The 21,142-nt window shown below is 69.0% G+C and carries 17 protein-coding genes; 10 read left to right on the forward strand and 7 right to left on the reverse strand.

Annotated features, from left to right (window positions below):
• Positions 1–122 precede the first annotated feature (122 nt).
• Positions 123–470, forward strand: coding sequence for an ArsC/Spx/MgsR family protein (locus tag UAA55_RS18360; RefSeq protein ID WP_322954571.1), 348 nt, complete (start codon positions 123–125; stop codon positions 468–470).
• A 113-nt stretch (positions 471–583) separates the two neighbouring features.
• Here UAA55_RS18360 and UAA55_RS18365 read toward each other — a convergent pair whose 3' ends face one another.
• A complete protein-coding gene (locus UAA55_RS18365; RefSeq protein WP_322954572.1) occupies positions 584–2,536 on the reverse strand; it encodes a sensor histidine kinase in 1,953 nt (650 codons plus the stop codon).
• Between the two features lie 345 nt (positions 2,537–2,881).
• Between UAA55_RS18365 and UAA55_RS18370 the strand changes: the two genes are divergently transcribed.
• The 3 genes from UAA55_RS18370 to UAA55_RS18380 all read left to right on the forward strand — a co-directional run bounded on the left by UAA55_RS18370 (position 2,882) and on the right by UAA55_RS18380 (position 7,209).
• Positions 2,882–5,104 carry a sensor histidine kinase gene (locus UAA55_RS18370; RefSeq protein WP_322954573.1) on the forward strand — a complete coding sequence of 741 codons (2,223 nt, stop codon included), beginning with the start codon at positions 2,882–2,884 and terminating at the stop codon, positions 5,102–5,104.
• Positions 5,105–5,141: 37 nt separating this feature from the next.
• Positions 5,142–5,660 carry a hypothetical protein gene (locus UAA55_RS18375; RefSeq protein ID WP_322954574.1) on the forward strand — a complete coding sequence of 173 codons (519 nt, stop codon included), beginning with the start codon at positions 5,142–5,144 and terminating at the stop codon, positions 5,658–5,660.
• Positions 5,661–5,934: 274 nt separating this feature from the next.
• Positions 5,935–7,209, forward strand: a complete 1,275-nt coding sequence (locus tag UAA55_RS18380) for a dicarboxylate/amino acid:cation symporter (protein WP_322954575.1) — start codon at positions 5,935–5,937, stop codon at positions 7,207–7,209.
• 114 nt (positions 7,210–7,323) lie between these two features.
• Here UAA55_RS18380 and UAA55_RS18385 read toward each other — a convergent pair whose 3' ends face one another.
• The 4 genes from UAA55_RS18385 to htpG all read right to left on the reverse strand — a co-directional run bounded on the left by UAA55_RS18385 (position 7,324) and on the right by htpG (position 13,038).
• Positions 7,324–7,761, reverse strand: a complete 438-nt coding sequence (locus UAA55_RS18385) for a hypothetical protein (RefSeq protein ID WP_322954576.1) — start codon at positions 7,759–7,761, stop codon at positions 7,324–7,326.
• A gap of 110 nt (positions 7,762–7,871) precedes the next feature.
• Positions 7,872–8,612, reverse strand: a complete 741-nt coding sequence (locus tag UAA55_RS18390; protein WP_322954577.1) for a peptidoglycan L,D-endopeptidase MepK — start codon at positions 8,610–8,612, stop codon at positions 7,872–7,874.
• 203 nt (positions 8,613–8,815) lie between these two features.
• The gene (locus UAA55_RS18395) at positions 8,816–10,780 is read right to left on the reverse strand and encodes a L,D-transpeptidase family protein (RefSeq protein ID WP_322954578.1); all 1,965 of its coding nucleotides are present in this window, start codon (positions 10,778–10,780) and stop codon (positions 8,816–8,818) included.
• Between the two features lie 353 nt (positions 10,781–11,133).
• Complete coding sequence (gene htpG / locus UAA55_RS18400; protein WP_322954579.1) at positions 11,134–13,038, reverse strand: molecular chaperone HtpG; 1,905 nt, start codon at positions 13,036–13,038, stop codon at positions 11,134–11,136.
• Positions 13,039–13,225: 187 nt separating this feature from the next.
• Here htpG and UAA55_RS18405 point away from each other — a divergent pair, with 187 nt between their 5' ends.
• Complete coding sequence (locus UAA55_RS18405) at positions 13,226–13,936, forward strand: protein-L-isoaspartate(D-aspartate) O-methyltransferase (protein WP_322954580.1); 711 nt, start codon at positions 13,226–13,228, stop codon at positions 13,934–13,936.
• Between the two features lie 12 nt (positions 13,937–13,948).
• On the opposite strand, the gene UAA55_RS18410 is transcribed toward UAA55_RS18405, so the two are convergent.
• Positions 13,949–15,349 (reverse strand): hypothetical protein, encoded by a 1,401-nt coding sequence (locus UAA55_RS18410; RefSeq protein ID WP_322954581.1) that lies wholly within the window; start codon positions 15,347–15,349, stop codon positions 13,949–13,951.
• A 266-nt stretch (positions 15,350–15,615) separates the two neighbouring features.
• Between UAA55_RS18410 and UAA55_RS18415 the strand changes: the two genes are divergently transcribed.
• The 5 genes from UAA55_RS18415 (at position 15,616) to UAA55_RS18435 (ending at position 20,351) form a co-directional block, all read left to right on the forward strand.
• Complete coding sequence (locus tag UAA55_RS18415; RefSeq protein ID WP_322954582.1) at positions 15,616–17,367, forward strand: helicase-related protein; 1,752 nt, start codon at positions 15,616–15,618, stop codon at positions 17,365–17,367.
• 23 nt (positions 17,368–17,390) lie between these two features.
• Complete coding sequence (locus tag UAA55_RS18420; protein WP_322954583.1) at positions 17,391–18,236, forward strand: hypothetical protein; 846 nt, start codon at positions 17,391–17,393, stop codon at positions 18,234–18,236.
• A 12-nt stretch (positions 18,237–18,248) separates the two neighbouring features.
• Positions 18,249–18,605: an RNA-binding S4 domain-containing protein gene (locus UAA55_RS18425; protein ID WP_322954584.1), complete on the forward strand. Its 357-nt coding sequence runs from the start codon at positions 18,249–18,251 to the stop codon at positions 18,603–18,605.
• Positions 18,606–18,708: 103 nt separating this feature from the next.
• Complete coding sequence (locus UAA55_RS18430) at positions 18,709–19,989, forward strand: M48 family metallopeptidase (RefSeq protein WP_322954585.1); 1,281 nt, start codon at positions 18,709–18,711, stop codon at positions 19,987–19,989.
• Positions 19,986–20,351, forward strand: a complete 366-nt coding sequence (locus tag UAA55_RS18435) for an MmcQ/YjbR family DNA-binding protein (protein ID WP_322954586.1) — start codon at positions 19,986–19,988, stop codon at positions 20,349–20,351. Before UAA55_RS18430 ends, UAA55_RS18435 begins: the two co-directional genes overlap by 4 nt.
• On the opposite strand, the gene UAA55_RS18440 is transcribed toward UAA55_RS18435, so the two are convergent.
• On the reverse strand, positions 20,348–21,115 hold the full coding sequence (locus UAA55_RS18440) for an MOSC domain-containing protein (protein WP_322954587.1): 768 nt from the start codon (positions 21,113–21,115) through the stop codon (positions 20,348–20,350). The two genes, UAA55_RS18435 and UAA55_RS18440, sit on opposite strands and share 4 nt — an antisense overlap.
• Between the last annotated feature and the right edge of the window lie 27 nt (positions 21,116–21,142).

The following is a 21,142-nucleotide window of genomic DNA, read 5'->3' on the forward strand; positions in this document are numbered from 1 at the left end:
GTGGAAGGCTGAAAACGTAACGTTACGCGGGGGGGGCGGTGGCCGCCGTCCCGACGGGTGGTCATGGATGGGCGGGCCGGCTATGGTGCGCGCTCCCTGTCGTCCAACCTGGAACCGTCCCCATGACCGTGACCCTCTGGCACAACCCCAAATGCTCCACCTCGCGCCGGGTGCTGGCCGACCTTCAGGCCGGCGGGCATGAGGTCCAGGTGGTCGAATACCTGAAGACCCCGCCTGACCGAGCCGCGCTGGTCGACATGCTGGCCGCCCTGAAGGCCCGGCCGGCCGACATCCTGCGCCGCCGCGGCAATGATGAGCTGCTGGCGGGCGAACCCGCCGGCGGTTATGGCGACGAGGCCCTGCTGGCGCTCATGGTGGACCACCCCATCCTGATCGAGCGCCCCATCGCCCGAACCGCCAAGGGTGCCGTGCTGTGCCGACCCGTGGAACGCCTGGCCGAGGTGCTGTGACTTTCCCGATGTGCCCGTGAATTAAGGCGGAAGCGGGGCGCCGCCGCTTCGTGGCAGGGGTACGAGGTCTGGTCACATGCCCCTGCTGGCGCCCGGCGTTTGAGGGAATCTGATCAGCGCGGCGCCGCGGCCAGCGGCACGGTGAAACTGACGGTGGTGCCCACGCCGGGCTGGCTGTCAATGGCGAGCACGCCGCCGTGGCGGGCCACCAGGTCGCGCACCAGGGTCAGGCCCAGGCCGGTGCCGACCTCCCCCAGGGTGCCGGGGCGGCTGTCCTGGGCCTCGCGCCGGTACAGCTGGTCCAGCTGTTCGGGATCCATGCCGATGCCCCGGTCGGCCACCGCGATTTCCAGCCGGTCGCCCAGCGCGCGCGAGGTCACCTGGACGCCCTGGTTTGGGTGGCTGAACTTGATGGCGTTGGCCAGCAGGTTGCGCAGGATGGCCAGCACCATGGTCCGATCGGCCAGGATGTGGCGGTCGCCCGCGGCGTCCAGGATGCGGATTCCCTTGGCGTCGGCCGTGGGGCCCAAATCATGAATGGCGGCGGCCACGACCTCGCCCAGCGGCATGACCGACGGGCTGAAGGGCGTGCCCGACATCTGCACCCGCGACCAGTTCAGCAGGTTGTCCAGCAGGGTGTGGGCGGTCACGGCGCTCTGGTGCACGGACGCGGCGAAGTCGGCCACGTCGGCCGGCGCCATGCGGGTGCCGTAGTCCGCCAGCTCCTTGGTCATGCCCAAGAGCACGTTGAAGGGCCCGCGCAGGTCGTGGGAGATCAGGGAGAAGAAGCGCGTCTTCTCCCGGTTCAGGAAGTCCAGCTCGTCATGGGCGGCGCGCAGTTCGGCCAGGGCGTGTTCCGTGGCCGCCCGCGCCTCCCGCTCCGCCGTGGCGGACCGCTCCTGTGACCGCACCATGCGCCGCACCACCATGTTGAACAGCAGCACCACGGCCAGCAGCACGCTGGAGAATCCGGCCATGGAACCGGCCGTGTGCAGGACCAGTGACCAGGTGAGGGCGGCGCGCGGCGCCACATGCACCAGGCGCCAGGGGGCGTTGGCCAGGGGCCGGGTGGTGATGACGTAGCCCGCGTGCTCGGCCGTGGCGGCTGTCCTGCCCATCACCGCCGCCAGACCGATGGGGGTGGGTCGGCCCTGCTGGAACAGGTCGGCGGGCGGGGTGCCGGCGGCCGACAGCAGGCGGTCGTCCGATCCCAGCAGCAGCACGGCGCCGGCGGCATCGGCCGTGGGCAGGGCCAGTAGGGCGGGATCCAGGTCGAAGGCCACCACGCCCAGGAAACGGCCCTGGTTATCGATGGGGGCGGCGACGGTGGGCAGCGGCCGGGCCGGCGCCTCGTCCCGCGCGGCCCCCTGCGGCGGCGGAGCGGGCGTCTCGGTCCACAGCACGCGGCCGGCGGGGTTGGCGGCCAGGGTGGACAGGCGATAGGCGCTGCGCTCGAAGACGCCGGCCATAAGCCCGTGGGCACTGTCGGTGGGTCGCCAGGGCGCCACCGCCACCAGGCCTGAGGTGGCGATGAAATAGCCGCGCCCCAGGCCGGGCTGGGTGCGCACGTCCAGCGCCAGTTGCTGGGCCAGGGCCACGGCGGTTGCCACCTCGGCCCGCCAATGGGCGCGGTCGGGGCGCGACAAGCCCTCATGTCGCGCCAAGGCCCGGTCGGGCAGGGCCAGCAGGGCGGCGGGCACGGGGCCGTCCATCGGGTTGGCGTCGGTCGGGCCGACGCGATCCAGCATCGGCACCTCATCCGCGCCGGCCTGGGCCACCCCGTCCAGGAAGGCGTTCAGTTGGGGGGTGTCGGCAGGCGGGGCCAGCAGCGCCCGCCGGGTCCACTCCCGCAGCCGCTCCACCCGGCCAGAGATGGCGGCGAGCGTGCCATCCAGGGCGATGGCTTGGGTGTCCATGGCTTGGCGGATTTCGGCACGACGGGCATTCAGGCCCCGGGTGAATTCGGCGTGGACGAACACCAGGGACAGCACGATGCCGGCGGCCAGCGAGATATTGATCAGGCGGCCCGGTCCGATGGATTTCATCCACTCCGCCAGCCGTCTCATGACCCGCCGTCCCGCCATGCCGTGCCCAAGGGCGCCCCGCCGCCTTGTTCGTCCCGCCCGGTAGGCCCCGCCCGTCCCGGCATTGCCCGGAAGAGGGCGGGCCCATCCTTCCGCGACGCTTATCATGGGGGCGCGGGCCTGGCAATTGATGGCCGGCCCGTGCCGGGACCGGAACGGGGCGGTTCGCGCGTGACAGGGTGGGGTCGGTTGACGGTTCGCGCGTGCCCGGCGTCATCAGGACACGCAAGGCGTGCCTTTCCAGCTTGGATAGGGCATGGTTGCGCCAGCCACGGGTTTAGCGGACGGATGATGGGTGTGCGGGGACAGGGCGCAGGATATGACGGGATGGGCTGCCGCCTGCGGGCGGTGCTGGCCGCCCTGCTGTTCCTTGCGCTCGCGCCGCTGCTGTCCGCAGCAGCCCACGCGGACACGGTGACGGCGAACGGGGGGACGGCGAACACGGTGACGGTGGATGGCCCGGACCTGTCCCTTGGCGGCCATCTGGAGCTGCTGGAGGATAAGGGACGGGACCTGACCCTGGCCGATGTCATGTCCGGCCCGGCGGCGTCCCGCTTCACCCCCGCCACCCGCGACACGCCCGGTTTCGCCCGCACCCATTCCGCCTATTGGGCGCGCATCACCCTGGACAACCCGACCGCCACCACCCTCGACCGGTTGCTGGTGTTCGCCTACCCCTATTACCGCAGCCTGGATCTCTATGTGTTTTCCGGCGACGGACAGATCCCGGTCGGGCAGCGGCATGTGGCCGAAGGGGCGGCGGCGCGGGGCACCGACATTCCGCACCGCTATCCCGTCTTCACCCTGGCGCTGCCGCCGGGACGCGCGGTGCTGTACATGCGGGTGGAGCACTACTTCGCCTCCTTCGCGCTCTACCTGCGCACCAGCGACGCCCAGGCCCAGGTGGACCGGCGCGACATCCTGCTGCACGGCCTGACCTTCGGCGTCCTCATCATCGCCGCCGCCTATCAGTTCGCGCTGGTGGTGATGGCGGGGGTGGAGGTGGGGGTGACCCTGCTGTTCTACGCCCTGATCACGCTGGCCTACATATACGGCCAGCTGGGTTATCCCTGGGAACATCTGCCGGCCGACCTGGCCAGCCATTATTACCGCGAGGTGGTGGGCACCCTGCCCGTGGCCGTGGGTCAGATTTTCGCCGTGCAGTTCCTGGACCTGAAACGGCGCCAGCCCTGGATCGCCCGGCTGCTGCTGCTGTCCACCGGCCTGCTGGTGCTGGACACCCCGCTGCACTACCTGGATCCGGCGCGCGGTTCCGGCATCGCCCAGGCGCTGGCGCTGCTGGGCTCGGTCCTGACGCTGACGGCGGCGATGCGCGACCTGCGGCGTTCCGTCAACGCCCGTTTCTTCCTGCTGGGTTTCCTGCCCATCGTGGGGGTGGCGATCATCTGGTCGCTGCGCGCCGGCGGCGCGCTGCCCGCCGCCATCTGGACCGAGGCGGCGCTCTACGCCCCCAACGCCATCGGCCTGGTGCTGCTGACCTTCGGCGTCGCCTACCGCATCGGCAAGGAGCGGGAGGAGCGCGAGCGGGCGCTGGAGGCCAGCGAGGCCGCCCTGCGCCGCGCCAATGATGAGCTGGAGGACCGTGTGCGTACCCGCACGGCGGAACTGAGCGACAGCCTGGAAAAGCTGAAGCGGTCGCAGGACGCGCTGGTGCAGGCGGAAAAGCTGGCCTCGCTGGGCCAGCTGGTGGCCGGCGTGGCGCATGAGATCAACACCCCCATTGGCGTCACCCTCACCACCGCCTCCCACGTGTCGGAACGGGTGACGGCCATCGACCACCTGGTGCGCGACGGCCGCCTGCGCCGCAGCGACCTGACCGACTTCATGGGCGAACTGGCGGAATCCTCCCGCCTCATGCTGTCCAACATCGGCCGCGCCGCCAGCCTGATCCAGAGCTTCAAGCAGGTGTCCGCCGACCAGAGCTCGGAAGAGCGGCGGCGGGTGGAGCTGTGCGCCTACATGGAGGAGGTGGTGTCCAGCCTAGGCCCCAACCTGCGCCGTGGCGGCCACATGGCGGAGGTCATCTGCCACGGCCCGGTGGAGCTGGAGACCTATCCCGGTCTGCTGGCCCAGGTGCTGACCAACTTCGTCTCCAACTCCATCCTGCACGCCTACGAACCGGGCGTGCGTGGCCGCATCACCATCACCGCCCGCCGCCTGCCGCCGGGGGAGGGACCGACGGCACAGGGTGATGGGCACGCCGGCGGGGCGGAGGTGGTGTACCAGGACGACGGCCGGGGCATCCCGGCGGCCATCCTGCCGCGCATCTTCGATCCCTTCTTCACCACCCGGCGCGGGGCCGGGGGCACGGGCCTGGGGCTCAACATCGTCTACAACCTGGTGACCCATCGCCTGAAGGGCACTGTCACGGCCGCCAGCGAGGCGGGGGCCGGCACCCGCTTCACCCTGATCCTGCCCGATCTGCGGGGGCGCGACCTGGAAATCGACGACCTGAACGCCGCCGGAGCGGGGACCGCTGGGTCACCCCATACACCGGATACCCTGGTGGCGACGGGGTTGGCGCGCTAAGCTGCGTCCCTGATCCGCTTATAGGGACCCCACCCCCATGCGTATGAAGAAGGAGGTCAACCACGGCGCCCTGCTGCGTGAGCTGGCGGGATCGCTGTCGTCCACGGTGACCTCTTTCGAACAGATGTCGGGCCGGCCCGCGCAGTCCTTCCCGGACTACAAGAAGGCGCGCGCCGTCTATCACGAAATCCAGGCCATGATCTTCACCATCGGCGACAAGGCCGACAGCCGTCCCAACGACGCGCCGCGTGAACTGAAATCCTGGCTCATCCGCATGCGCCTGCGATCCATCGCCGCCTTCACCCGCGTCAGCCTGGCCTTTTTCCGCAACCCGCCGCAGCTGCTGGTCCACGCGCTGGGCGCCTACGAGATCCTGCAGCATGAGCGTGAGGCGTTCACCAAGGTGCTGGCCGACTACGACATGATGCTGTTCGAGGCGGGCATCGACGACAAGACGGCGGACGAGCTGGACCGCGTGCGCGTGAACATGGAAGAGGTGGTCGAGCGGCTGGAGAACCTGCTGAAGACGGCGCCGCCGCAACTGACCGTGTTTTAAAACGACATTTTATTGGACAAGCGAAAAAGCCCCAGGGGACGGCCAACAGCGGGACCAAGGGGACGCGGGTGCGCGACCGGCTGTTGTCGCGGCGGCACCGGTCAAAAAATTTCATGGGCCCCAGCTCGGGAAACCGTGCCTTAAGCCTTGATCTCACCTGGCAATTGCTTTCTTGTCGCACCTAACGGCCATGCTGTGGCCGCGGGTCCCTGGGGCATCGGGGAAGGGGGCCCGGCAACACGCCTCGTCGCAAGAGGCTAAGGGAGATGTGCCCATGGAACATGTGAAAAAGCCCTGGTACTCGGTCCTCTACTTCCAAGTCATCATCGCCATCATCCTGGGCATCATCGTCGGCTATATCTGGCCAAGCTTCGGCGCCTCGCTGAAGCCGCTGGGCGACGGCTTCATCAAGCTGGTGAAGATGATGATCGCGCCGGTCATCTTCTGCACCGTGGTCAGCGGCATCTCCGCCATGACCGACATGAAGAAGGTCGGCCGCGTGGGCGGCAAGGCGCTGATCTATTTCGAGGTCATCTCCACCTTCGCGCTGATCATCGGTCTGCTGGTGGGCGAGGTGGTGCGGCCGGGCACCGGCATGAATGTCGACCCCCACACCCTGGACGCCAAGGCGGTGTCGACCTATGTCGACAAGGCCGCCAAGGACACCGTGGCCGACCACATCCTGGGCATCATCCCCGACACCTATCTGGGCGCGCTGGGCGGCGGCGACCTGCTGCAGGTCCTGCTGATCGCCATCCTGACCGGGTTCGCCATCGCCCACCTGGGCGACTACGGCAAGCCGGCCACGGTGGTCATCGAGCGCATGTCGAAGATCTTCTTCCGCATCATCCACATGGTGGTGCGCCTGGCCCCCATCGGCGCCTTCGGCGCCATGGCCTTCACCATCGGCAAGTATGGGGTCGCCGCCCTGATCAACCTGGGCATGCTGATCGGCAGCTTCTACCTGACCAGCCTGCTGTTCGTGCTGGTGGTCCTGGGCATCGTCGGCTGGCTGTGCGGCTTCTCAATCCTGCGCTTCATCAACTACATCAAGGCCGAGCTGCTGATCGTCCTGGGCACGTCCTCCTCCGAGACGGTGCTGCCCCAGATGATGGAGAAGATGGAACGCCTGGGCTGCGCCCGCCCCGTGGTGGGCCTGGTCATCCCGTCGGGCTACAGCTTCAACCTGGACGGCACCAACATCTACATGACCCTGGCCACGCTGTTCCTGGCCCAGGCGACCAACACCCACCTGACCTTCGGGCACCTGGTCACCATCCTGCTGGTGGCCATGCTGACGTCCAAAGGGGCCAGCGGCGTCACCGGCGCCGGCTTCATCACCCTGGCGGCCACACTGGCCGTGGTGCCGGACATTCCCATCGCCTCGCTGACCCTGCTCATCGGCATCGACCGCTTCATGAGCGAATGCCGCGCCCTGACCAACCTGGTGGGCAATGGCGTGGCCACCATCGCCGTCAGCAAGTGGGAAAAGGAGCTGGATACCGAGGTTCTGCACCGGGAGCTGGCGAACGGACCCAGCGCCGCCTGAGCCTTGAAATTCGGCCGGCCCGATTTCAACCCGGCCGATAGCAAGACAGCATGCCATGAACGCGACAGGCCCCGGGTCGACCGATCCGGGGCCTGTTCGCTGATCGGGGACGCCTCAATTGCGCACGCAACTTTCCGTGCCGGTGTTCCCGCCCTTGTAGGCGTCTTCGTAATAGAACTTGTCGAAGCGCACCTTGCCGTCCTTGGTCCGGCTCACCTTGGCGATGCCGGTGCCGTAGTCCTGGGTGGCCGGGTCCTCGTGCGCGAAGGTGATGGCCAGGGCGTCGCCGTCGGCGGTGGCGACGCCATGATAGGTGCCGTAGTTGGGCACCTCCATCCTGAAATGATAGCCGGCCCGTTTCCCGTGGGATTGCGCCTTGTCCATCTCCAGCGTCACGGTGGAGGTGTAGGCGCCCTCGTGCCCATCCACGCCGGTGCAGGCGTAGGTGCCACTGAGGTCGCGGCCGGTGAAGGGGGCCGGTGGCGTTTGCGCGACGGCCGTGGATGCGATGGCGATGATCAGGGCGGCCAGTGCCGCCGGGCGTGCCCGCATGTCTTTACTCCCCCTCAAAATTTCTTGAGAGGGCGTTGTCTCACGCGGTTGAACGCGGGAACAAGCCCGTCCTTAGACCCATGGGGCCATGGGGCCCCACGCGCCCGCCGTTACGCCCACTGACGGACGCGGCCGGTGTCGACGTGGACGAAGTTGGACTTGGGGTAGTAGCCGACGCCGCCCTGCTTCAGCTCCACCGCCACCTGGCGGATGCGGGCCAGGGGCTTGCTGGCCAGGTCCAGGTCGATGGCCTTGCCTTCCATGTGCATGCTGTGGCTGGCCACCCCTTCGGAGTTGGCCGCCAGCATGGCGTTGGTCTTGGGGCAGCGATAGCCGCAGATGACCTGGATGGTCTCGTTGGTGCGCAGGCGGTGCTGCATCTGGAACATCAGGTCCAGCAGCTTGGGGTCCATGGCGATGGTCTGGTTGGTCCGCCAGTCGCGCAGGATGGAATTCACGTCGTGCAGGGCGGTCGGCAGGTACTTGCCGTCGGCCCAGTAGGTGACCTTCAGCTTCTCGCCGGTGTGCAGGTGGTTGAAGGCCAGGACGCGGCGATTGTCCGACAGGGGGCGGGTGGCGGCGCGGGCGTTGGACCAGTCGCCATGCATCAGGTTGCCGTGGGCGGCGCTGTGGTGGTGGCTGGCACCGCCGTGGTGCTTGGCGGCGGCCTTGGCCAGCGCCGGCAGGGGGCTGGCGACACCACCCACCAGGGCGGCGCCGGCGGCCAGCTTGGCGAAGCCGGCCAGCAGGCCGCGCCGGGTCGGGGCCGGAGCGGAAAGGGACGCGTCAGAGGCACTGGGGGCGTCGCAGGCAATAGTAAGCAAACGCGCCGCGGCGTGCCGTTCGTCCATTCCGGATGTCCCCATCTGTCTTGCCACAGCCCCGCGTCACCAGCAGGGCAGGGCTGCAGTCTGTGACAACGGGGTGTGAATAAGCAAGCCCCAAATGAGGCAAAAATTTGATGAACGTGTGACCGCTACCGTGCGGCGGCCTGGGCGCCCGCCTTTGCAACCGCTTCCGAAACGGTCACAATTGGGCAGGCAGCCCCCATCCGTCAGCGCGCCGGGTTGGCGTTCGCCGGCGCGGGGGGCGCGGCTGGCGCCGGCGCCGTGGCCGGTGCAGGTGTTGCGCCCATCCGCGCGCCTTGCACCGAAGGCTTTGGAGTCTCAGGCGCTTTCGGCGCGTCGCCCGACGCGGCCGGCACCGTGTTCGGCGCGGCGTTGGGCGCGCTCCCGGGCGTGGGGGCGGCCGCCGGCACGGCGGCGGGCACCACCGGCTTGCGCGGCCGGGGACCATTCAGGGCCGCCAGCACGCGGGCGTCGCGCCCGTAGACGTCGGTGCGGAAATCGATGCCGCCATCCGGGTCGGTCACGGTGGTGATGTAGGTGATGTGCACCGGCAGGCGATTCTTCAGGCGAATCGTCTGGTGCTTCAGGCTGTCGCCGCCGATCTCGGCCCGCAGCTTCTCCTCCGGCCAGCCCGGCGTGTCGGTCAGGGCCAGGATGGCCAGCGCCAGATTGGGCGGGTCCTGCACCCGGATGCAGCCGTGGCTGAAGGACCGCACCGCCCGGTCGAACAGCCGCTTGGACGGCGTGTCGTGCAGGTAGATGTCGAACTTGTTCGGGAACATGAACTTGATGCGGCCCAGCGAATTGTCGTTGCCCGCGTCCTGCCGCACCCGCCAATGGAAGTTGCGCTCCGTCACGGTCGCCCAGTTGATGCTGCTGGGGTCCACCGGCACGGCGTTGGACGTCCAGTCCGACAGCAGCGTGTAGTGGTTCTTGACGACGTAGCTGCGGTCCTTCTTCTGCTTGGGCAGAATCTCTTCCTTGGCGATCTTGGTCGGCACGTACCAGTAGGGGTTCAGCTCCATATAGCTCATGTTGCCGATGAACACGGGCGTGCGGGTGAAGGGCGCGCCCACCACCACGCGCATGGTCAGCTGCACGTCCATGCCGCGCATCAGTGACAGGGTGTAGTCGGCCAGGTTGACCACCAGATAGGGCTGGTCCGCCGGTTCCCGCTCCCACCGCCAGCGTTCCATGTTGACGATGATCTGGTTGATGCGCTGATCCACCGTGGCGTTCAGTTCCACCAGGGTGCGCTTGCCGATGGCGCCGTCCGGCTCCTGTCCCTGGCGGCGCTGGAATTCCTTCACGGCCGTGGCCAGGGCGTCGTCGTAAAGTTCCGGATTGGTGCCCTTGGGCAGCGGGACCGGCAGGGGCTTGGCCTCACCCGTGGCCACCAGGCGGGCGCGCAGGGCCGGCACGCGCGGGTCGATCATGCCGGGCTTCAGCGCATCGCTGGTCTTTTCCGGCTTGGGCGCGGGCGCCGTGGGGTTGGCGGGATCGGCCGGCGGTGGCGGCGGGGCCGGGGGCGCCTTGGGCGCCGGCGGGATGGTGGGCCAGCCGCCGGCGGCCTTCATCTGCCGATAGTGGGCCAGCGCGGCCTTCAGCGCCGCGTATTCCGGCCGGTGCGGCGCCAAGCCGCCCAGCAGGGCCGCCAGGTCGGTGGCCGACGCGACGCCGCCCAGGAACTGCGCGCGGTCGAAGGGTGGCCGGTCGATGACCAGTTCGGGATCGGCCAGGGTGGGGATGATGCGGCCCACCGACACGTCGCTGGCGTAGTGAACCAGGCCCAGGGTCAGGTTGGTTTCGAACGCGGCCTGTGCCTCCACGCTGTCCAGATGGCCCTGCTGCGCCGTCAGACTGGCGGGGGCGTAGTCGTTGGGGTTCAGCCCATCCTCGTCGGCATGGCCCAGGACGGTCAGGACGGCGCGGGCGGCGGCGTTGGCCTCGCCGTGCTCCACCCACAGGGGCTTCAGTCCCCGGCCCCGGTAGAACCGCGCCAGCACGGTCTGGTCGCTGTCGTCCGGCGTCGCCTCACCCTGCGCCACCGGGAAACGGTCCTTCATGAGGTCCGCCAGATCGCGCGCCTGGGCGCCTGCCTGGACGCCCAGAGGAAGCAAGAACAGCACGGTGGCCAGCAGCGCGGCTGTGGAGGCGTTGCGGCCCCGCATCCTGGTCCGCGCCCCAATCCGATCCTTCGGGGCAACCGCCCCCGTCGACAACCCCATGCAAACCCCGCCTGGCTCACGCCCTTGGACCCCCGGGACGTCCCGGGGGAAAGCCATGTCAACGACGGCAAGGGTGCCCCCCTGTGCAGCCGCATCCCGACCTGACAACGATAACAGCCGCATCGTTCGATCGGTTGCGGACTATGCCAGCAGTTAGCGGCAAGAAAAGGGCGAAACCGTTCGATACGGCGCGTGGCGCCCTTGACCCCCACCGGCCGTTGCAAAAACGCCATGCCCCGCGCCGGTTTCCCGGGCGGGGCATGAACGGGGGATAAATAAATGAAGGGATTGACCTTTTAGGCCAATCCCTTCTCCACGAACATGGCCAGGCGGCGGCCGAAGGCCACCGGATCAGGCAGGGGCTCGCCCTCCAGGATTCGCGCCTGGTCCAGCAGCAGCCAGGCGGCGTCGGCCAAGGCCTCACCCTGGGCGCCGCCGGCGCCGTTGGCCTTGGCCAAATCCGCCAGGCGGCGGATCAGCGGGTGGCCGGGGTTGACCTCCAGGATGCGCTTGGACGTCTCGTCCAGGCGGCGGTGGGCTTTCAACATGCGCTCCAGGTGGATGTCCATGTCGCCCTCGTCCGCCACCAGGCAGACGGCGCTTTCGCGCAGGCGTTCGGAGGTGCGCACGTCCTTGACCGCGTCGCCCAGGGTCAGCTTGGCCAAGGCCACCAGGTCGGCCACGCTGTCCTCCGGCGCCTTGGGTGTTTCGTCGTTCTTGTCCTCGGCCGTGACGTTGGCCAGGTCGGCACCACCGCGGGTGACGGACTTGAAGGCGTGGTCCTTGTACTGGGTGACGGACTGCAGCCAGAACTCGTCCACCGCGTCGGTCAGGAACAGCACCTCCACACCCTTGGCGCGGAAGCCTTCCAGGTGCGGGCTGCGGGCCAATGCCGCCTTGTCCTCGCCGGTGATGTAGTAGATGGCGTCCTGGCCCGGCTTCATGCGGCCGACATAATCTTCCAGGCTGACCAGCTCATCGCCGTGGGTGCCCCCATGGGTACTGTATGCGCGCAGCAGCTTCAGCAGGGTGTCGCGCTGTTCCCGCTCCTCATACAGGCCTTCCTTCAGCACGGCGCCGAAGTTCTCCCAGAAGCGCGCGTAGTCCGCCTTGGAGTCGGCGTCGTCGGCCTTGCGGGCCAGGTCGCCCAGCACGCGCTTGGCGATGCCGGTGCGCATCTTGGCCAGCATGGGGTTGTGCTGCAGCATCTCGCGGCTGACGTTCAGCGGCAGGTCCTCGCTGTCCACCACGCCGCGCAGGAAGCGCAGATAGGCCGGGATCAGGCCTTCCGGACCCTCGGTGATGAAGACGCGGCGGACGTACAGCTTCACCCGGTGCTTGCGCTCCGGTTCGAACAGGTCGAAGGGCTTGGCCTCGGGAATGAACAGCAGGTTGGTGTATTCCAACACGCCTTCCGCCCGCCAATGCAGGGTTAGCCACGGATCGTCGAAGGCGTGGCCGACGTGATGGTAGAATTCCTTGTACTGCTCGGCCGTGATCTCGCTCTTGGGCCGGGTCCACAGCGCGGAAGCGGCGTTGGCCGGCTTCTCGTCGTCGCCCACCAGCACCGGGATGCTGATGTGGTCGCTGTACTTCTTGACGATGCTCTGCAGGCGGTAGGTCTGCAGGTAGTCGTCCTCGCCGTCGCGCAGGTGCAGCACGATGCGGCTGCCGCGCGCCGGGGCGTCGTCGCTCTCGCCCACGGTGAACGAGCCCTTGCCGTCCGAGGTCCAACGCCAGCCCTGGGTTTCACCGGCCTTGCGCGAATAGACCTCGACCTCGCCGGCCACCATGAAGGCGGAATAGAAGCCCACGCCGAACTGGCCGATCAGCGACATGTCCTTCTCGCCGTCCTTCTTGGCCTCGGCCTTCTGGGAAAGGGCGGCCATGAAGTTGGCGGTGCCGGAGCGGGCGATGGTGCCCAGGTTCTCCACCAGGTCGTCCCGGTTCATGCCGATGCCGTTGTCGGCGATGGTCAGGGTGCGGGCGGCCGTGTCCGGCGTCAGGGTGATGCGGAAGTTGGCGTCCCCGGCCGTCAGTTCCGGCTGGGTCAGGGAGGCGTAGCGCAGCTTGTCGCAGGCGTCCGAGGCGTTGGAGATCAGTTCCCGCAGGAAGACCTCCTTTTCCGAATAGAGCGAATGCGCGACGATATCCAGCAGCCGGGAAACTTCGGCTTGGAAGCTGAGTTTTTCCTCACTCATGGGCGTGTTCCGTCCTCTTTTATGGGCGGCCCTGTCGCGGCGCCGCCGACGTGGTTAACCTCGTTCCGACGTCCGCCCGTGGATGGGCCGGCCGTCGCGCCCCGATATGAGGGGCAAGTGGGGCGGACGCAAGCCCCTCCGTTGGGGCAGGGCCCGAATCCGCGACGACCACTACGGGGGTAGGGCGATGGCATGGTTCGGAAAACCCGGCGCCGACACCAGCCGCATGGTGGTGGACCTGACGGCCCGCCAGGACGAGCGCGAGGCCTTGGTGGCCGCCATCGCCCGGCGCATGCGGCTGGAGCGGCCCCCGGGCCTCCCGTCCCTGAGCCCCCGCGTGGCCGCGGCGCTGTTGGCCACGCCGCGGGAGTTGTTCGCGCCGGCGGACCAGGCCCCCCATGCTTATCATGACCAAGTGTTGCCCCTGGCGGCGGGCCAGACCCTGTCCCAGCCCTCGCTGGTGGCGCTGATGACGGAACTGCTGGACATCCGGTCTGGCGATCGGGTGCTGGAGATCGGCGTCGGCTCCGGCTACCAGACGGCGTTGCTGGCGCGCCTGGGGGCCAAGGTCCACGGGCTGGAAGTCATCGCGGACCTGGCGCAGGCGGCGGAGCGGCGCCTGGCGGCCCTGGGCCTCAAGAACGTCACCCTGCGCGTGGGCGACGGCCATGGCGGCTGGCCGGACGCCGCCCCTTTCGACGCCATCCTGGCCGCCTGCGCCGCGCCACGGGTGCCGCCGGCGCTGGTGGATCAGCTGCGGCCGGGCGGGCGCCTGCTGCTGCCGGTGGGACCGGCGGATGGGGCGCAGCAGCTGTGCCTGGTGGAAAAAGGGCGGGACAACCAAGTGAGCGAACGCCCGCTGCTGGCTGTCGCCTTCGTGCCCATGGTGACGAAATAGTAGGCCCCCGGCTCAGGGAATCTTGGCCAGGCCCGTCATCAGCAGGGTGACGTCGCTGCCGTTCAGCTTCACATGGCCATCGGGGCGGAAATCCAGGCTGAAGCGGCGGCCCTGGTTCTGTCCTTGGCCCTCGGGCGCGCCCATGGACTGCAGGGCGAAGAAGCCCAGCATGGCGCCGTTGCCCACGCTGTTGGCCGGCAGATGGTCCAGGCCGCGCATCAGCAGCGACAGGGTGCCGGTCAGGCCGCGCGGGTTGGCGGCGTCGAACACCAGGGCGGCATTGCCCACCAGGGCGGCGTCCGGCGCCTGGAAGTCCAGCTTGTCGATGGTCAGGTGGCTGCCGGCCTGGCCCAGGGCGGTCAGGGTGCGGTCCTTGATGGCGCGGTTGCGGTGCTTGGTGTCGGCGGGCAGGGTGGTCCAGTCGGCCTCCGCCAGGGTGCGGGCCGGCAGGTCGGTGATCTTCAGGTGCAGGTCGCCCTTTTCCGGGATGGGGTCGGCCTGGCCGTTGACGGTCGGCTTGACCAGGCCCCGGTGGCTATAGTCCAGCGCCAGCACGCCGTGGTCGCCCTCCATATTGTCGGCCATCAGGCTGGCGGTCAGGGTTTTCAGCGAATAGGGCCGGCCCTCATCGTCATGGCTGGCATAGCCGTCCAGGCTGAAGGTGCCCTTCATGCGCGACAGCACGGCGCCGGCGGGGCCCGGGTCCGTGCCGCCGCCCACGCGCAGCAGCGCGCCCTGGGCCATGTTGAAATCGGTGACGTCGATGGCCAGCAAGCCGCGCAGCAGCCGGGTCTCGTCGGCGCCCTCGGGCGTCTTGGTCTCCAGCTTGGTGACCTCCACCCGCAACGGGCCGCTCCATCGCCCGTGCGCCTCGTCCTCAGGCACGAAGCGCACGGTCAGGCTGTCCATGGCCACGGCGCCGTGGCCGGGGCGGGGGATGAAGCGGATGTCGCCGGCCTTGGCGTCCAGCAGGTCCACCGTCTGGAAGTCCGGCGTCCAGCGGGCGTGCAGGCTCTGGCTGCCCAGGCGCACCTCGCCGATGCGCATGCCCTGGCCGTCGAACACGCCCATGGGGCTGGGCAGGGCGCCGGTGGCGTCCCAGTGGCCATCGGCGGTGGGCGTCACCGCCAGCACCAGGGTGCCCAGGTCCAGCACGCTGTCGTCGCCCAGGTGCAGCTGGGCGCCGGGCAGGCTCAGGCGGTAATGGTCGCCCTCGCGCATGGCGCTGGCGTGCCCGTTCAGGGTCAGGCGCAGGCTGCCGTCCTTGTGCGGATTGGCCGGTTTGGTCAGCTGCTGTTCCGCCAGCCGGGCCAGCTTGTCGGCGCCTTCCTGCGTCACGGGTGCGGCCAGGGCGGCGGTGCCCAGCAGCAGGGGGATCAGCGACAGGGCGGCAAGACGGGTGCGGACGGTCATGGACGGGCTTCCAAGGGAACGGTGTGACGCCAAAGTGATACGGTGACGCGGGCCGGAATCAAGCAGCGTGCCTGTTCGGCGGACACCCTATATAAGGGTGGCCCCGCATTATGTCCGCATTGGGGGCGGACTTTTTCCAGGGCCACTTGGCCGCAGGCTGGCCTGGGGTCCACTTCGGAACCGCCGCCTTCCGGTGGTGTTCATGGGAGCCGCGCCGGAAACGCGCCGTCTTGTTTTTGGGGGCCGACGCCCCAACACTGAGTGTCATGAGCGACCGTTCCCGCCCTGATCCCGCCTCCGCCTTCCCCGTTCAACGACGGGCGGCCGACAGCGTGGGCGCCTTGCCCGGCGGACGGGTGGTGGCGGTGCTGGGTCCCACCAACACCGGTAAGACCTATCTGGCCATGGAACGCATGCTGGCCCATGGCAGCGGCATGATGGGCTTCCCCCTGCGCCTGCTGGCGCGGGAGAACTACGACAAGGTGGTGCGGGCCAAGGGGGCGGGCCAGGTGGCCCTGGTGACGGGGGAGGAGAAGATCATCCCCCCCGGCGCCCGCTATTGGATCTGCACCGTCGAGTCCATGCCGCTGGACCATGTGGCGCAGTTCCTGGCGGTGGATGAGATCCAGCTGGCCGCCGATCCCGAGCGTGGGCACATCTTCACCGACCGCCTGCTGCATGCGCGCGGGACGGAGGAGACGATGTTCCTCGGTTCCGACACCATCAAGCCGCTGCTGCAAAAGCTGATCCCGAAGGCGGAGTTCGTGTCGCGGCCCCGCTTCTCCAGCCTGACCTACAGCGGACATAAGAAGCTGACCAAGCTGCCGCCCCGCGCCGCCGTGGTCGCCTTCTCCGCCGCCGATGTCTACGGCCTGGCGGAACTGCTGCGTCGCACGCGTGGCGGCACGGCGGTGGTGCTGGGCGCCCTCAGCCCCCGCACCCGCAACGCCCAGGTGCAGCTCTATCAAGAAGGGGCGGTGGATTACCTGGTGGCGACCGACGCCATCGGCATGGGCCTGAACATGGACGTGGACCATGTCGCTTTCGCCCGCCTGTCCAAGTTCGACGGCCAGCAGCCTCGGCGGCTCAGGGCGCCGGAGGTGGCGCAGATCGCCGGCCGCGCCGGCCGCCACCTGACCGATGGCACCTTCGGCACCACGGATGAGGCGCCACCGCTGGATCCCGAGCTGATCGACGCGGTGGAGAACCACAAGTTCGAGACGTTGAAGACCCTGATGTGGCGCAACGTCGACCTGGATTTCCGCAGTCCCCAGGCCCTGCTGCGCGCGCTGGAGGAACGGCCGCCGTCCCCGGTGCTGATCCGCGCGCGGGAGGCGGATGACCATCTGGCCCTGCAAGCGCTGGCGCAGGACGCCGACCTCATGCGCCTGGCCAACAACCCCCTGGCGGTGCGCCTGCTGTGGGAGGTCTGCCAGATTCCGGACTTCCGCAAGGTGCTGTCCGACGCCCATACCCGCCTCTTGTCCCAGATCTTCAAGTATCTGCGCGACGGGCCGGCCGGCACCCTGCCGCTGGATTGGGTGGCGGCCCAGGTGGCCCGCCTGGATCGGGGAGAGGGCGACATCGACACCCTGGTGTCGCGCATCGCCCACATCCGCACCTGGACCTACATCTCCCACCGTCCCGGCTGGCTGGACGATGCCGTCCATTGGCAGGAGCGCACCCGCGCCATCGAGGACCGGCTGTCCGACGCCCTGCATGAGCGCCTGACCCAGCGCTTCGTCGACAAGCGCTCGGCCGGCCTGGTGAAGCGCCTGTCCGACGGGCGTGACCTGATGGGCGCCGTGGACCGCGACGGCCGCGTGCTGGTGGAGGGTCACCCGGTGGGGCGCCTGCACGGTGTGGCCTTCCAACTGGACGCCGACGTGCCGGCGGCCGACGCCAAGGCCATCACCACCGCCGCCCGCCGCGCCCTGGGCGACGTCATCAATCAGCGGGTACGCGCGCTGGAGGCGGCACCCGACGCCGCCATCACCCTGGACGGCGGGGGGAGCTGAGCTGGGATGGCGCCGTCATTGGCGTGCTGGCGCCCGGCCCCACGCCCCTGGCCCCCCTGGTGCGCCTGGTGGGTGACGATTTCCTGCAGACGGGGCAGCGCGAGCCGGTGCGGGCGCGCCTGGCCCGCTGGGTGGAGGCGCACATCGCCCGTGTGCTGGCGCCCCTCACGGCGCTGGCCGCGGCGGCACGGGGCGGGGAATTGTCCGGCGCCGGCCGAGGCATCGCCTTCCAGGTGGCGGAGGCGCTGGGCGGCCTGCCGCGCGCGGCGCTGGAACCGTTGATCGCCACCCTGACGAAGGAGGATCGGCGCCGCCTGGCCGCGCTGGGCCTGCGCCTGGGCTTCAGCCAGGTGTTCCTGGCCGCCTTGACACGACCGGCGGCGGTGGCCTTACGCGGGCTGCTGTGGTCGGTCGCGCGGGGGACACCCGTGGCCGTGCCGGCGCCCGGCCGCGTGGCCTTGGCCGTTGGCGATCTGGCGCCGGATTTCCTGGCCGCCATCGGGTACGTCCCATTGGGGCCGCGCGCCATCCGGGTCGACATGGTGGACCGGCTCGAGAAGTCGCTGGCCGGCCGGGCCAAGGCTGGGCCGCTGACAGCGGTGGACGACCTGGTGCTGAGCCTGGGTGTGCCCCGGGCGGAGGTGGCATCCCTCATGTCCGCGCTCGGCTACCGCTTGGGTTCGCCCAAGGCGGAGGGCGAACCCGCCCCCTGGCTGCGCCGCCAGCGGAAGACGCCCCCCAAGGCGGCCAAGGTCCAGGCCCCGGCCCAAGCCGAGGCGGGCAAAAAGGCGCCGGCCGCCGCCAAGCCCCCCGCCCTGGCCAGCGACAATCCGTTCAGCATCCTTCGGACTTTGGTGGAGGCGCCCTGATGGCGGTGGAACATGGCTAAGGAAAACGGCAAGGGGGGAGTTGGCGGTGATGACGAGGATGCCGCCGATCTGGCCCAGGGCCGGCTGCGGCTGGACAAGTGGCTGTGGTACGCCCGTTTCCTGAAGTCGCGCAGCCTCGCGGCCAAGCTGTGCGGCTCCGGCACCATCCGCTGCGCCGGAACGCCCATCACCAAGGCGCACCACGCCGTGCGCCCGGGTGATGTGCTGACCTTTCCCTTGGGCAACCATATCCGCGTCATCAAGGTGCTGGCCCTGGGCACCCGCCGGGGACCGGCGCCGGAGGCCCAGGCGCTCTATGAGGATCTGTCGCCGCCCACCCCGGAATCGCGCCTGCCCAAGTCCCCGTAGGATTGAAGCGAACTGGTTCTATCCAAACCGATTTCCGCCTTTTACGCTGTCGGCCAACAAGCGTCGCCCAGGGGGGCGCGGCGCGCGAAGATCGAGGCCAGTCATGAAGGTTTGGGGGCAAGGGGTGGGGGCGGCGGTAGCCGTGGGGATTTTAGGGGCGGCGCTGGGGGCCTGCCTGGTCCCGGTGGCGGCGCATGCCGCGGCGTTCGACCCGGTGGCGGCGACGCAGGCTTATCTGGACACGGTGGCCGCCGACGCGCGGGCCAAGTCGAACGCCTATTTCGAGGGCGGCTATTGGCTGCAACTGTGGCGCTTCCTGGTGTCGCTGGCGGTGGCGGCCGTGTTCCTGGCCGGGGGCGTGGCGCGCCGCCTGCGGGATGGGCTCGGACGGCTGGGCCGCTTCGACACACCCCTGTTCGTCGTGGCCTACACCGTCATCGACTATCTGCTGAGCCTGCCCTTTGTCGTTTATGCCGACTGGTACCGGGAAAAGCGGTACGGCCTGATGAACCAGACCCTCGGCGACTGGTTCGGCGATCAATTGATCCAGCTGGCCATCTCCAGCCTGTTCGGCGGGCTGCTGATCTGGGCGCTTTACGCCATCGTCCGGCGCTTGGGGCGCCGCTGGTGGATTTGGGCCACGGCGTTCAGTGTCGCGGCGCTGGCCGTCATCGTGGTGGTGACCCCCGTCTTCCTGGCGCCGCTGTTCAACAAGTATGAGGCGATGAAGCCCGGCCCGGTGCGCGAGGCCCTGCTGTCCATGGCGCGGTCCAACGAGGTGCCGGCCACCGACGTCTATGAGTTCAACGCCTCCCGTCAGTCCAACAAGATCAGCGCCAATGTCAGCGGCCTGTTCGGCACCACCCGCATCTCCCTGACCGACACGCTGCTGCAGCGCTGCACCCTGGCGGAGATCAAGGCGGTGATGGGGCATGAGATGGGGCACTACGTCCTGCACCATGTCTTCGTCCTGCTGGCCTACCTGTCCATCCTGATGTTCGTGGCCTTCCTGCTGGTGGATGGGGCCTTTGGCCGGCTGACGCGCGGTGGGCGTTGGGGCATCACCGGCCTGGGCGACGTGGCGGGCCTGCCCTTGGTCATGGTGTTGTTCACGGCCTATTTCTTCCTGATGACGCCGGTGCTCAATACCATCATCCGCACGCAGGAGGCGGAGGCCGACGCCTTCGGCCTGAACCTGGCGCGCGAGCCGGACGGCTTCGCCACCGTGGCGCTGAAGCTGGCGGAATACCGCAAGCTGGCGCCCGGCAAGTGGGAGGAGGTCGTGTTCTATGACCACCCGTCGGGCTACAATCGCATCCTGCGCGCCATGCGCTGGAAGGCGGAGACCCCGATGGAGTCCCAAGCAGCGGAACCCAAGCCGTGACCGACGTGTCTTCCCCTCTTGTCTCCCCCTTGGCCGACCTGCTGGCCCACGCCTTGGCCTATCCCGAGGCGTGGGAGGATCACCCCTGGGGCGAGACGGTGGTGAAGGTGCGCCAGAAGATCTTCGTCTTCCTGGGGCGGGACGGGGACTCCGGCTGTCATGTGACGGTGAAGCTGCCCCGCTCCGGCCCCTTCGCGCTGGACATGCCCAACTGCGCCCCCACCGGCTATGGCCTGGGGCGCGCCGGCTGGATCACCGCGACCTTCGCGGCGGGGGAGGACGTGCCGTCGGACCTGTTGCGGGGCTGGATCAAGGAAAGCTACCAGGCGGTGGCGCCCAGGAAGCTGGCGGCGCTTCTTTAGTCTTCGACCACCGTGACGGTGTCGCCCGGCCGCACCGTCCCGCCCTCGATCACGCGGGCGTAGACGCCGCAATTGACGTGGCCGTAGCCGTTCATCAGTGACTTCAGCACCGGCATGTCACGCTCGCCCGTCACCGGGTTGACCTCGGTGGCGGCGCAGCGGCGGATGTTCTTGAACACCTCCAGCAGCGTCCCGCCCACGCGCAGGCGCTTGCCCACCCAGTGCGCCTCCGCCCAGGGGGCCAGATCCGCCAGCAGCAGGTTGCCGCGGAAGCGGCGCGGGTCCACCGGCGCCTGGGTCACCCGCTCCAGGTCCTTGCAGCTGGCCAAGTTGATCAGCGACACGGCCTTTTCCTCGATGTCGCTGAACATGTGGCCTGGCGCCTCGATGATCTTGTAGGGTGGCGGCACGGCCGCGTCCTTCATGTAGGCGGCCAGGAACTGCTCGATCAGTAGGCGGCCGGTGGGGGTGTCGATGCGTCCTCGGGCCACCGGCTTGCCGTTGCGCAACAGCATCAGCGTGCAGCTGGCGGCGTCATAGCGCGCGTCCAGGGTGGCCAGCCGCTCATCCCGCATCAGGGCCAGGAAGTTGCTCTTGGGCCGCCAGGCGGGTGACAGCACGTCGAAGGTGGTGGCGCCGTGGGTGATGGCGAAGCGCCGGTCCTGCGGCAGGCCCTGGCCTGGGGCCAGCGTCACCAACTCCAGGGGCTGGGCGGACAACCCCTTGACGGGAAAATAGTGCAGGACGGAAACGGTGGTCATCATGGGGCCACTGTAAGGGATCAGCCCCGC

It is taken from the genome of Nitrospirillum guanabarense, from assembly GCF_034653355.1.
Lineage (GTDB): Bacteria > Pseudomonadota > Alphaproteobacteria > Azospirillales > Azospirillaceae > Nitrospirillum.

Bases quoted from the DNA above. Each gene is read 5' to 3' on its own strand.
- UAA55_RS18360 (WP_322954571.1), top strand. From the start codon at position 123: ATGACCGTGACCCTCTGGCACAACCCCAAATGCTCCACCTCGCGCCGG.
- UAA55_RS18365 (WP_322954572.1), bottom strand. From the start codon at position 2,536: ATGAGACGGCTGGCGGAGTGGATGAAATCCATCGGACCGGGCCGCCTG.
- UAA55_RS18370 (WP_322954573.1), top strand. From the start codon at position 2,882: ATGGGCTGCCGCCTGCGGGCGGTGCTGGCCGCCCTGCTGTTCCTTGCG.
- UAA55_RS18375 (WP_322954574.1), top strand. From the start codon at position 5,142: ATGCGTATGAAGAAGGAGGTCAACCACGGCGCCCTGCTGCGTGAGCTG.
- UAA55_RS18380 (WP_322954575.1), top strand. From the start codon at position 5,935: ATGGAACATGTGAAAAAGCCCTGGTACTCGGTCCTCTACTTCCAAGTC.
- UAA55_RS18385 (WP_322954576.1), bottom strand. From the start codon at position 7,761: ATGCGGGCACGCCCGGCGGCACTGGCCGCCCTGATCATCGCCATCGCA.
- UAA55_RS18390 (WP_322954577.1), bottom strand. From the start codon at position 8,612: ATGGACGAACGGCACGCCGCGGCGCGTTTGCTTACTATTGCCTGCGAC.
- UAA55_RS18395 (WP_322954578.1), bottom strand. From the start codon at position 10,780: ATGCGGGGCCGCAACGCCTCCACAGCCGCGCTGCTGGCCACCGTGCTG.
- htpG (WP_322954579.1), bottom strand. From the start codon at position 13,038: ATGAGTGAGGAAAAACTCAGCTTCCAAGCCGAAGTTTCCCGGCTGCTG.
- UAA55_RS18405 (WP_322954580.1), top strand. From the start codon at position 13,226: ATGGCATGGTTCGGAAAACCCGGCGCCGACACCAGCCGCATGGTGGTG.
- UAA55_RS18410 (WP_322954581.1), bottom strand. From the start codon at position 15,349: ATGACCGTCCGCACCCGTCTTGCCGCCCTGTCGCTGATCCCCCTGCTG.
- UAA55_RS18415 (WP_322954582.1), top strand. From the start codon at position 15,616: ATGAGCGACCGTTCCCGCCCTGATCCCGCCTCCGCCTTCCCCGTTCAA.
- UAA55_RS18425 (WP_322954584.1), top strand. From the start codon at position 18,249: ATGGCTAAGGAAAACGGCAAGGGGGGAGTTGGCGGTGATGACGAGGAT.
- UAA55_RS18430 (WP_322954585.1), top strand. From the start codon at position 18,709: ATGAAGGTTTGGGGGCAAGGGGTGGGGGCGGCGGTAGCCGTGGGGATT.
- UAA55_RS18440 (WP_322954587.1), bottom strand. From the start codon at position 21,115: ATGATGACCACCGTTTCCGTCCTGCACTATTTTCCCGTCAAGGGGTTG.